The sequence below is a fragment of the Streptomyces sp. NPDC052064 genome (assembly GCF_055585925.1).
The window spans coordinates 36016-47538 of record NZ_JBVJJE010000014.1 but is presented as its reverse complement, the minus strand read 5'-3'; the positions used below and the strand labels follow the sequence as shown (position 1 = coordinate 47538).

At 72.7% G+C, this 11523-nt stretch carries 10 protein-coding genes; 7 read left to right on the top strand and 3 right to left on the bottom strand.

The annotated features are described in order from the left end of the window. Positions 1-9: 9 nt before the first annotated feature. Entirely contained in the window at positions 10-1203 is a 1194-nt protein-coding gene (locus ACZ6TU_RS32335; protein WP_467678588.1) for a glycosyltransferase, read from the bottom strand. Positions 1204-1242: 39 nt separating this feature from the next. Here ACZ6TU_RS32335 and ACZ6TU_RS32330 point away from each other — a divergent pair, with 39 nt between their 5' ends. Beyond that, positions 1243-2028 carry a glutamate racemase gene (locus tag ACZ6TU_RS32330; RefSeq protein ID WP_469552494.1) on the top strand — a complete coding sequence of 262 codons (786 nt, stop codon included), beginning with the start codon at positions 1243-1245 and terminating at the stop codon, positions 2026-2028. A gap of 116 nt (positions 2029-2144) precedes the next feature. Beyond that, entirely contained in the window at positions 2145-2699 is a 555-nt protein-coding gene (locus tag ACZ6TU_RS32325; protein ID WP_467678592.1) for a hypothetical protein, read from the top strand. 12 nt (positions 2700-2711) lie between these two features. Here ACZ6TU_RS32325 and ACZ6TU_RS32320 read toward each other — a convergent pair whose 3' ends face one another. Then, positions 2712-3737 (bottom strand): O-antigen ligase family protein, encoded by a 1026-nt coding sequence (locus ACZ6TU_RS32320; RefSeq protein ID WP_469552625.1) that lies wholly within the window; start codon positions 3735-3737, stop codon positions 2712-2714. 378 nt (positions 3738-4115) lie between these two features. Between ACZ6TU_RS32320 and lnt the strand changes: the two genes are divergently transcribed. From lnt to ACZ6TU_RS32300, 4 genes are all read left to right on the top strand, one after another. Continuing rightward, a complete protein-coding gene (gene lnt / locus ACZ6TU_RS32315) occupies positions 4116-5732 on the top strand; it encodes an apolipoprotein N-acyltransferase (protein WP_467678594.1) in 1617 nt (538 codons plus the stop codon). A 68-nt stretch (positions 5733-5800) separates the two neighbouring features. Continuing rightward, positions 5801-6280, top strand: a complete 480-nt coding sequence (locus ACZ6TU_RS32310) for an NUDIX hydrolase (RefSeq protein WP_467678596.1) — start codon at positions 5801-5803, stop codon at positions 6278-6280. Between the two features lie 54 nt (positions 6281-6334). Next, positions 6335-7135: a 3-hydroxybutyrate dehydrogenase gene (locus ACZ6TU_RS32305; RefSeq protein ID WP_467678598.1), complete on the top strand. Its 801-nt coding sequence runs from the start codon at positions 6335-6337 to the stop codon at positions 7133-7135. 73 nt (positions 7136-7208) lie between these two features. After that, a complete protein-coding gene (locus tag ACZ6TU_RS32300; protein WP_467678600.1) occupies positions 7209-9149 on the top strand; it encodes a helix-turn-helix domain-containing protein in 1941 nt (646 codons plus the stop codon). Positions 9150-9209: 60 nt separating this feature from the next. Here ACZ6TU_RS32300 and ACZ6TU_RS32295 read toward each other — a convergent pair whose 3' ends face one another. Further along, complete coding sequence (locus ACZ6TU_RS32295; protein ID WP_467678602.1) at positions 9210-10595, bottom strand: MFS transporter; 1386 nt, start codon at positions 10593-10595, stop codon at positions 9210-9212. Positions 10596-11249: 654 nt separating this feature from the next. On the opposite strand from ACZ6TU_RS32295, the gene ACZ6TU_RS32290 reads away from it, so the two are divergent. Then, positions 11250-11405 carry a DUF6131 family protein gene (locus ACZ6TU_RS32290; RefSeq protein WP_086173352.1) on the top strand — a complete coding sequence of 52 codons (156 nt, stop codon included), beginning with the start codon at positions 11250-11252 and terminating at the stop codon, positions 11403-11405. The last annotated feature ends 118 nt before the right edge of the window (positions 11406-11523 follow it).

Here is an 11523-nt window from a genome sequence, read left to right as displayed (position 1 = left end):
CCGCGGCCGTCAGCCCTCGTCGGGCACGGCGTCCGGGCGGGCGTAGGTGCGGCCCTTCCAGGCCGCACCGCGCCCCCGGTAGTGCTGCACCGCCGAGTCGACCGTCATGAGGAGATAGAGGAACGCGGTGAACGGCAGCAGGGGGGCGAGCCACAGCGGCTGCCCGTAGTAGCGGAGCATCGGCACGTACGTCCCCGTCATCACGAGCCAGGCCAGCCCTCCGACGACCGCTGCCGCCGCGTTCCCCGCTGCCAGCCCCGCCACGACCGCCACCGGCGGTACCAGATACACCAGCGCCAGCCCGGCGACCGTCCCGGCCAGCAGCAGGAGGTTGTGCCGCAGTTGGGCGTACGCGCTGCGCGACACCATCCGCCACAGGTCGCCCAGCCGTGGATACGGCCGGACGCTGTCCACCCGGTCGGCCAGCCCCAGCCAGACACGGCCGCCGCCGCGCTTCACCGCCCCGGCGAGGGCCACGTCGTCGATCACGGCGTGCCGGATCGCGTCCGGGATCCGCGCCTGCTCCGCGGCCTCCGCCCTCAGCAGGACGCAGCCACCGGCCGCGGCCGCCGTGCGCGTTCCCTCTTTGCCGATCCGGCGGAAGGGGTAGAGCTGCGCGAAGAAGTAGACGAAGGCCGGCACGACGAGCCGTTCCCACGTGCTCTCCACCCGCAGCCGGGCCATCTGGGAGACGACATCGAACCCTCCGGAGCGGGCCGCCGCCACCAGCTCCCGCAGACTGTCCGGCGCGTGCGCGATGTCGGCGTCCGTCAGCAGCAGGTACTCGGGATCACGCGCGCGTGCCAGGCCGATGCCGTGGCGCACCGCCCACAGCTTGCCGGTCCAGCCCGCGGGCGGCTCGCCCGGCGAGTCCACGGTGAGCGGCAGCCCGCCGTGCCGGCGCGCCAGTTCCCGCGCCAGGTCACCGGTGCCGTCCGCACTGCCGTCGTCGACGAGGAACACCTCCGCCCGCCCCGGATAGTCCTGCCGGAGCAGCGACGGCAGCGCGGCGGGCAGCACCGCCGCCTCGTCGCGGGCCGGGACGACGACGCACACGGACGGCCACGCGTCCGGTTCCCGGCGCGGCGGCAGCCGCACATCCGTGCGCCAGAAGAAGCCCTGACAGAGCAGCAGCCACAGCCAGGCGAGAAGTGATCCAGCGGCAGTCCACACAACGGCGCTCACGCGCGCAGTCTGCCCCACCGGAACTGCCAGGGACCGCTCATCGTCTATCGTGATCGGGTGAAGATCGCGCTCATGGACTCCGGAATCGGTCTGCTGGCGGCCACCGTCGCGGTTCGGCGGCTGCGCCCCGACGCCGATCTCGTGCTCTCCCTGGACCCCGACGGCATGCCGTGGGGCCGGAGGACCACGGAAGACCTGACCGAGCGCGCCCTGGCCGTCGCCGAGGCGGCCGCAGCGCGCCGCCCCGACGCCCTGATCGTCGGCTGCAACACCGCGACCGTGCACGCGCTCACCGCCCTGCGCGCCCGTCTCGAACCGGAGATCCCGGTCATCGGCACCGTCCCGGCGATCAAGCCGGCCGCGGCCGGCGGCGGACACCTCGCCATCTGGGCCACCCCGGCCACCACCGGCAGCACATACCAGCGCACCCTGATCCGGGACTTCGCCGGCGGGGTCCCCGTCACCGAGGTGCCCTGCTGGGGCCTCGCCGAGGCCGTCGAACGCGCGGACGAGGCGGCGATCGACGCCGCCGTGTCCGCGGCCGCCGCACTGACCCCCGAGGAGGTGACCACCATCGTCCTGGGCTGCACCCACTACGAACTGGTCGCCGAGCGCATCCGGGCCGCCGTCCAGCGCCCCGGCCGGCCGCCCCTCGTGCTGCACGGCTCCGCGGGCGCCGTGGCCGCGCAGGCCCTGCGCAGGCTCGGCGAGCAGCCCGCGCCGGGGGCCACGCCGCACGGCACCCTGACCGTCCTGCTGAGCGGACGCGAGGGCGCGCTGCCCGCACCCGCCCTGGCGTACGACGAAGGGCGGCTGTTGCGGGCGGTCACGCCGGCCGGCTGACCGGCACCGGTCACCGACCATCGTCGGCGTGCTGGATCCGCCCCCGCCGCCCGGGCGGCGCAGTCACGCTCCGCGATGAGGTACCAGCAGAGCGAAACCTGAGTAACCTCATAGGCATGAGGGACCACCGCCACGGCGAGAACGCTCCCCACTCGCACGCCGACGTCTGGACCGGCCGGGCCACCAACCGGGTCCAGTGGCTGCTGGCGCTCATCGGCGCCGCGTGCATGGCGCTGGGCATCGAACTGGCCGTCGACTCGGCGTGGACGTCCGGCATCGTCCCGCTGGTCATGGCCGTGGTCGGCTGCATCGCCGCCGGGCTGCTGGTCCTCTTCGGAACACTCGCCTTCGTGCACGTCGCCCTGCGGGTCGACGAGGAGCACCTGGAGGTGCGCTGCGGCCACATCGGACTGCCCCGCCGCCGTATCCCGCTCTCCCATGTGGCGGGCGCCACGTACATCTCGCACGTCACTCCCCGCCACTGGGGCGGCTGGGGCTATCGATGGCGGCCGGAGATGGGCACCGCGGTGGTCGTACGACGGGGTGAGGGCGTCGTGCTGGAGCTGTGGGACGGACACACCTTCACGGTCACGGTGGATGACGCGGAGGCGGCCGTACAGGTGATCAAGGCGCGGCTGGGGCGGACCAAGCCGGGCGCTCCCGCGCACTGAGTGGGCTTCCGGTCACCATGCCGGGGTGCGTCCGGCACCCCGGGAATGTGTGTCCGGCGCGGTGCTCGACGGTTCGACGGTGAGCGGCCGGGCGGTGGCCATGCCCGCCAGCAGGCCCGCACCCACCGACACCGCGGTGAAGCTGAGCGCGTTGCCGATCGCGGCGATGGCCGCGAGCGCCGTCAGTGTCGCGCCCGCGGTCAGCGCCACCGGGGTCGGGCGGGGGCTGCGCCACAGCGCGTACAGCACCCAGCCGAACGCCGCCGCCAGCAGGATCACACCGACGACCCCCTGTTCGGCCGCCTGCTGAAGGGGCGCCGAGTGGGGCTTGCCGTCGGAGAGCAGTGACTGCGTGGACGTCGTGCTCAGCTCCCCGAAGCGCCCCGGGCCGCCCCCCAGGGCGGCGTCGTCGCGCAGCAGCTGCCAGGCGTCCTGCCAGAGCTGTACGCGGTGCGGCGTCAGCCGCTCTTCGAGGGCCGTCACGAGCCCGCCCGGTACGGCCCGCGCCGCGACCGCCCAGGTCAGACCGGTCACGAGGACGGCGACCGCGCCCAGTACGGCGAGGCCGGCGCCGCGGTGCCGGGTGCGGCCGGCGGCCAGCGAGCACAACAGCACCGCGACCGAGGTGACGCAGCCGGTGGCCGAGCCGAGTACGGCCGCCAGCACCGCCGTCCCGGCGGCCAGCAGCCGCAGGGCGAACCGCACGGCCGGACCACGAGCGGCCCAGGCCGCGCAGCACGCGGCACCGGCCGACAGCGTCAGCACGGCAGTCGTCGCCCCGGCATGCCCCAGAGGTGTGGTGATCTGCGGCCCCGGCGCGAGGTGTGGAACGGCCACGGTCAGCCCGATACCCGCCAGCGCCCCGGCACAGGGCCCGCCGACCGGCAGCAGCGCCCCGCCGATCCGCCCGGCGGCGTACCCGGCCGCCACGGCCAGCACCGCGAGCAGCACACCCTCGGGCCGGCCGTCGTGCACCGCCGCCGTGATCAGGGACCAGCCGGCGCAGGCCCCCAGCACCACGACGCCGGCCGCGTCCACAGCGATCGGTCTCTCACCGTCCGCGTCCTGCCCGGACGCGGACGTCAGCCCACTGGAACCCACCCCGCCCCGCCCCCCGTACCGCGTCGCCCCCGACCTGTGAAGACCCCGGCCGTACGGGCCGCCACCGGCCGCACGACTGAGGCTTCGGGACACCGTAGCCGCTGGTGGGCTGTTTGTGGATGTGTCGTGACGAAATGAGCAGGAACGTTGCGGCAGATATGCGGCGACGCCCTGAGCGGTCGGGCAAGAGAGCCGTGCCGACCGCTGGGTGGGGACGAGGACCGGGAACATCGCCGGCCGGGTCCGCAGCGCGTGACGCCGCTGCCTCATGGACCGCGCTGTCGGTGTCAAGGTCATTCGCCTTACACTCCGGGAGTGACCGTCACCGCAACCTCCGTCGGCGAGTCGGACCAGCTGGAGCCGCGGATCGCGCCCGAGGCGCGGACCGGGGCCCGGCGGCTCGTGCGCCTCCTCCCGGCCGCCGCAGCCGCGCTCTCCGGCCTCCTGCTCTACGTCAGCTTCCCGCCCCGCACCCTGTGGTGGCTGGCCCTGCCGGCCTTCGCGATCTTCGGCTGGGTGCTGCGCGGCCGCGGCTGGAAGGCGGGGCTCGGCCTCGGCTACCTCTTCGGGCTCGGCTTCCTGCTGCCACTGCTGGTGTGGACCGGAGTGGAGGTCGGTCCCGGCCCCTGGCTCGCCCTCGTGGCGATCGAGGCGATTTTCGTCGCGCTGGTCGGCGCGGGTGTCACCGCCGTGTCGAAGCTGCCCGGATGGCCGGTGTGGGCGGCTGCTCTGTGGATCGCCGGCGAGGCGGCACGCGCGCGCGTGCCGTTCGAGGGCTTCCCCTGGGGGAAGATCGCGTTCGGGCAGGCGGACGGTGTGTTCCTGCCGCTCGCCGCGGTGGGCGGCACCCCGGTTCTCGGCTTCGCGGTGGTCCTCTGCGGCTTCGGACTGTACGAGGTCGTCCGGCTCGCGTTGGAGACCCGGCGGACGGGGACGGTGCGGCGGGCCGCGGCGGCCGTTGGCCTGCTGAGCGTGGCCGTCCCGGTCGTCGGCGCCGTCGCCGCCCGGCCGCTGGTCAGCGACAAGGCCGAGGACGGCAGCGTCACCGTCGGGGTGGTCCAGGGCAACGTCCCCCGCGCGGGCCTCGACTTCAACTCCCAGCGGCGGGCCGTCCTGGACTACCACGCGCGCGAGACCGAACGCCTGGCCGCGGAGGTCAAGGCCGGCAAGGTCGCGAGGCCCGACTTCGTGCTGTGGCCGGAGAACTCCTCCGACATCGACCCCTTCGCCAACCCCGACGCCCGCGCCGTGATCGACACGGCGGCCAAGGCCGTCGGCGTGCCCATCTCGGTCGGCGGCGTCGTCGAACGGGACGGCAGGCTTTACAACGAGCAGATCCTTTGGGATCCGGCGAAGGGGCCCGTCGACACCTACGACAAGCGCCAGATCCAGCCGTTCGGCGAGTACCTCCCGCTGCGCTCGCTCATCGGCGCGATCAACGAGAACTGGACGGCGATGGTCCGCCAGGACTTCAGCCGCGGTTCCAAACCGGGCGTGTTCACCATGGACGGCGCCAAGGTCGGCCTCGTCACCTGCTATGAGGCCGCCTTCGACTGGACCGTGCGCTCCGAGGTCACCGACGGCGCCCAGATGATCTCCGTGCCGAGCAACAACGCCACCTTCGACCGCAGTGAGATGACCTACCAGCAGCTCGCCATGTCCCGGGTCCGCGCGGTCGAGCACAGCCGGACCGTGACCGTGCCGGTGACCAGCGGCGTCAGCGCGATCATCATGCCGGACGGGAAGATCACGCAGAAGACCGGCATGTTCGTCGCCGACTCACTGGTGCAGAAGGTGCCGCTGCGCTCCTCGCAGACCCCCGCCACACAGCTCGGCGTGCTGCCGGAGATCGCCCTCGTGCTGGTCGCGGCCGGGGGACTGGGCTGGGCCGTCGGCGCCCGTCTGCGCGGGCGACGCGCCGGTGACGTGTAGCCGTACGCCGGACGCACGCCGCCTGAAACGCGCCGGGCCGTTGGGACCGGCCCTTTAGGGTCGACGGCATGGCTACTCCCGACTTCATCCGCACCCTCCGCGCCTCGGCCGGTCGTCAGCTGCTCTGGCTCCCCGGAGTCACCGCCCTCGTCTTCGACGACGAAGGCAGGGTGCTGCTCAACCGCCGTTCCGACACCCGCAGGTGGTCCGTGATCGGAGGCATCCCGGACCCGGGAGAGCAGCCGGCGGCCTGCGCCGTGCGTGAGGTCTACGAGGAGACGGCCGTGCGCTGTGTCGCCGAACGGGTCGTCCTCGTCCAGGCACTGGACCCCGTCACCTACGAGAACGGCGACACCTGCCAGTTCATGGACATCACCATCCGCTGCCGTGCCACCAGCGGCGAGGCGCGGGTCAACGACGACGAATCGCTGGACGTGGGCTGGTTCGACGTCGACGACCTGCCCGAGCTGGACGAGTTCGGACTGTTGCGGATCAAACAGGCTCTGTCGGACGCCCCCACATGGTTCGACCCCACTGCATCCGGCTGAACTGTAGGGCGTGACCACATGGGGTGCGGCAGGGGTGCTGCCTAGGGTCGAGGCATGACCGCGCCCCGTGTCCTCCCGGCTCCCCACGCCTCCCCGCTCGACCTCGGCGGCCGCACCGCGCTCGTCACCGGCGCCGCCGGCGGCATCGGCCGCGCCTGCGCGCTGCGGCTCGCGGCCGCCGGCGCGAAGGTGAGAGCGGTCGACCGGGACGCCGCGGGCCTGGAGGCGCTCGCCGGACAGGGTCGTGACCTCGAGGGCACTGTGGAACCGCACGTCCTCGACCTCACCGACCTGGACGCCGCCGAACTCGCCGCCGCGGGCACCGACGTCCTCGTCAACAACGCCGGGATCCAGCTCGTGAGCCCCATCGAGGAGTTCCCGCCCGACGTCTTCCACACGGTGCTCACCGTGATGCTGGAGGCACCCTTCCGGCTCATCCGCGGTGCCCTGCCCCACATGTACGGACAGGGATGGGGCCGCATCGTGAATGTGTCGTCCGTCCATGGGCTGCGCGCCTCGGCCTACAAGTCGGCCTATGTGGCCGCCAAACACGGGCTGGAGGGACTCTCCAAGACCACCGCCCTCGAAGGCGCACCCCACGGTGTCACTTCCAACTGTGTGAACCCCGCCTATGTGCGCACCCCACTGGTCGAGAAGCAGCTCGCCGACCAGGCCCGGGCACATGGCATCCCCGAGGAGCGCGTCCTGTCCGAGGTGCTGCTCCAGGACAGCGCCGTCAAGCGGCTCATCGAGCCGGAGGAGGTCGCCGAGGCCGTGGCGTACCTGTGCGGTCCGCAGGCGTCCTTCGTGACCGGTACCTCGCTCGTGCTCGACGGCGGCTGGACCGCCCACTGAGCGGCCCTGAGCGTCCGAGGGGAGTTGTCCACAGGGCTGACGGGACGGCCCGGTCATGGTGAATCCTGTGAGCATGTCCAGCGATCACGTGCAGTCCGCCGAGCGCTCCGCCGGCATCTCCGAACCGCCACCGGCCGACGCGGAGACGCCGTATCTCAAGCTCCTGGCCCGGGGCGCGTCCGCCGACGCCTACGAGCAGCCGGTCCTGCTCGCGCGCGCCGAAGGGCGCCCGGCGGAGTGGATCGCCGCACTCCAGCGGGCCAAGCCGCTGGCCCTGCGCGTGCGCTCGGAGCTGGAGGGACGGCGCCGCCGCGAGGCCGAGCTGTCCGCACTGTTCGAGACCGCCCACGACCTCGCCGGACTGCGCGACCTGGACGCCGTACTCCAGGCGATCGTGCAGCGCGCCCGATCGCTGCTGGGCACCGATGTCGCATACCTCAGCCTGAACGACCCGGCGAGGGGCGACACCTACATGCGGGTCACCGAGGGTTCGGTCGCGGCCCGGTTCCAGCAGCTGCGGCTCGGCATGGGAGAGGGGCTCGGCGGCCTGGTCGCACAGACCGCACGCCCCTATGTCACCGACGACTACTTCAAGGACGACCGCTTCCAGCACACCCTCACCATCGACGCCGGCGTGCGGGACGAGGGGCTCGTGGCCATCCTCGGCGTGCCGCTCACGCTCGGGCACCACGTCATCGGCGTGCTGTTCGCCGCGGACCGCCGTGCCCGGGTCTTCGAGCGGGAGCAGATCGCCCTGCTGGGCTCCTTCGCCGCCCTCGCCGCGGCCGCCATCGACACCGCCAACCTGCTCGCCGAGACCCGGTCGGCCCTCTCCGACCTGGAGCGGGCCAACGAGATCATCCAGGACCGCAGCGGCGTCATCGAACGCGCCTCCGATGTGCACGACCGGCTCGCCGAGCTCGTCCTGCGCGGCGGCGGGGTCCACGACGTGGCCGCCGCCGTCTCCGAGGTCCTCGACGGCACGGTCGAGTTCGCCGAGGCCACCGCGGCACCGGCCGACGCCCTGGAGGCGTCCCGCGCGGAGGGACACGCGGTGCGGCACGAGGACGACTGGATCGCCGCCGTCGCCGCCGGCGGAGAACTCCTCGGCGCGCTCGTGCTGCGCGGCCACCCGGGGCTCGACCCCGTCGACCAGCGCACCCTGGAGCGTGCCGCCATGGTCACCTCTCTGCTGCTCCTGGCCCGCCGGTCCGCCGCCGAGGCCGAACAACGCGTCCGCGGCGAGCTCCTGGACGACCTGCTCGACGCCCGCGACCGCGACCCTCGCCTGCTGCGGGAGCGCGCGGCCCGCCTCCACGCCGACCTGGACGCCGTCCACGTCGTGCTGGCCGCGCGTCTGGAGGGCGACGCGCCCGACGCCGACCAGGAGGCGGACGCCCGCAGACGCCTCGCCGCCGCCGCGTCCCACCTCGCCGCGACCCGGCACGGCCTGGCCGCCGCACGCGACGGCGGCACCGTCCTGCTGCTGCCCCTCGGCCCCGGCGACACCGCCACCGAACTGGCCCGCCGCGCCGCCGGACACCTGGGCACAGCGGTCCACGCACCGGTCACCGTCGGCGCCTCCGCACCCGCCGAGAGCCTCGCCACCCGCCCCGACTCCGTGGCCACGGCCTACGCCGAGGCCCGGCGCTGCCTCGACGCCCTGCGGCTCCTCGGCCGCTCCGGGGACGGCGCCGCCGCCGAGGACTTCGGCTTCCTGGGGCTGCTCCTGGCCGGTGACCGGGACATCCCCGGCTTCGTCGACCGCACCATCGGTCAGGTCGTCGCGTACGACCGACGACGCGGCACCGAACTGCTGCGCACCCTCGACGCGTACTTCGCCTGCGGCATGAGCCCCGCCCGCACCAAGGACGAACTGCACGTCCATGTGAACACGGTCGCCCAGCGGCTGGAGCGCGTCGGCCGCCTCCTGGGCGACGACTGGCAGAGCCCGGCCCGCGTCCTGGAGATCCAACTCGCCCTGCGGCTGCGCCGGCTGTCGGCGCGACACTGACCCCCATGGGCGGGCCCCCGCACGCAGGGACGCTCGCACGGGGGCCGGTGCCGGGACATCTCAGAGGGTCCGGGCGTCCGCCGCCGGTGCCGTGGTCCGGTCCGCGTCGGCGGGAGGGGCGACGTCTGCCAGATCCCGGTGGCGGGTCTCCTTGGCCGCCGCCACCGCGACGACCGTGAGCACGGCGGCGGCGATGACGTACAGGGCGATCGGCGTCGAGCTGCCGTAGTCGGACAGCAACGCGGTGGCGATCAGCGGCGCGGGCGCGCCCGCCGCGACCGAGGCGAACTGGGCGCCGATGGACGCGCCGGAGTAGCGCATCCGCGTCGCGAACATCTCGGAGAAGAACGCGGCCTGGGGCGCGTACATCGCCCCGTGCAGCACCAGACCCACTGTGACGGCGAGGATCAGGTTGCCGAAGCCGCCGGTGTCGATCAGGGAGAAGAACGGGAACATCCACAGCCCGACCCCGACAGCACCCATCAGATACACGGGGCGGCGGCCGATCCGGTCGGAGAGCGCGCCCCACGCCGGGATGGCGGCGAAGTGCACGGCCGAGGCGATCAGTACGGCATTGAGCGCGGTCTGCTTGGAGACGCCGGCCGAGGTGGTGGCGTAGACGAGGATGAACGCGGTGATGACGTAGTAGCTGATGTTCTCCGCCATGCGCGCCCCCATCGCCACCAGGACGTCACGCCAGTGATGCCGCAGCACGGCGACGAGCGGCAGCTTCTCGGCATCCGCGGGCCGGTCCGCCTTGCGGGCCTCGGCCTGCGCCAACGCCTGCTTGAAGACCGGCGATTCATCGACAGACAGACGAATCCACAAACCGACGATCACCAGTACCCCGGAGAGCAGGAACGGGATCCGCCACCCCCAGCTGCCGAACGCGGCATCCGACAGCACGGCGGTCAGCAGGGACAGCACACCGGTGGCGAGGAGTTGCCCCGCCGGCGCGCCGGTCTGCGGCCACGATGCCCAGAACCCACGCCGCCGCGCGTCCCCGTGCTCCGACACCAGCAGCACGGCACCGCCCCACTCGCCGCCGAGGGCGAACCCCTGGACCAGCCGGAGCACGGTGAGCAGGACCGGCGCGGCCGTCCCGATGGTGGCGTGCGTCGGCAGCAGCCCGATCGCGAAGGTCGCCCCGCCCATCAGCAGCAGACTCAGCACCAGGAGCTTCTTGCGCCCGAGCCGGTCGCCGTAGTGCCCGAACACCAGCGCACCCAGCGGCCGGGCGGCGAACCCGACCGCGTACGTCAGGAACGACAGCAGCGTGCCGACGAGCGGGTCGGAGTCCGGGAAGAACAGCTTGTTGAACACGAGGGCGGCGGCGGAGCCGTAGAGGAAGAAGTCGTACCACTCGATGGTGGTGCCGATGAGGCTGGCGGCGACGATGCGTTTGAGGCTGGCGGGGGGTGGGGGAGCGGTTGCGGGGGACGGCATCGGCACCACTTCCAAGCGGTTGGCGGGGACGTTTTCGTGTCGCCATACCGTAGGAATCCGCAGGTCAGGCGCACATGTGGCGGGGCAACATAGTTCGAGGGTTGGCTATGCGTGTGGCCACCATGCCGACTCATGGAAGGGCGGCTCAGGGGCTCGATGGTGGTCGAAACGAGTGCCGTCCGGGACACGTAGTTCAGGGTGATTTGGTGGTGCGGTGCTGACTCCCGAGCTGACTTGGTGCCGACTACGCTCCGTTGAACTCGGGCATCCGGGGTTGATCGGCTGAGAGTCGTTGCGTGGTGGGTACCGCACTGAGAGACCGAGCCCGGCCTTGCCGCTCAGCCGCCGTGAACGTGCACCGACCGCGGCTTACGCCACGGCTCTGCGCCGCCGATATCGCCGTATCCGAGCCCGTCTGTCGCGCAGCTCGCCCCTGGCCGCACCCGTCCGGGCGCCCCGAAGGTTCGTGAGACAGGCCATTATCGGAATCTAGGGCAGGCCACCACCAGGCTCTTGACGCCGACCGCAACCGTGCTGGATGCGTAGGAGCTGGCCGTGTCGCACCACGCAGCGAGCTCAGAAGACACCAGGGCTTCCCTAGTGCCGTGGGGAGGTCCACAGTGAAAGCAGCACCACTGCGGAACGGAGGCGGTCATGCTCCTGCTCGGCATCATTCTGCTGGTTGTCGGTTTCGTTACCGGCATATCGATCCTGTGGACGATCGGGATCATCCTCGCGGTCATCGGCGCCATCCTGTGGATCATGGGGTCCATGGGACACGCAGTCGCCGGCCGCCGACACTACTGGTGACCTGCCTGCATACCCGGCACCGAACCGACGTCCCCGCGTAGCTGGTCCAGCGGCGGTGCGGGAGCAAGTGCGGGACGTGCCGGGTAAGCCAGGCACTGGCCGGGCCGATCGCCGCCCG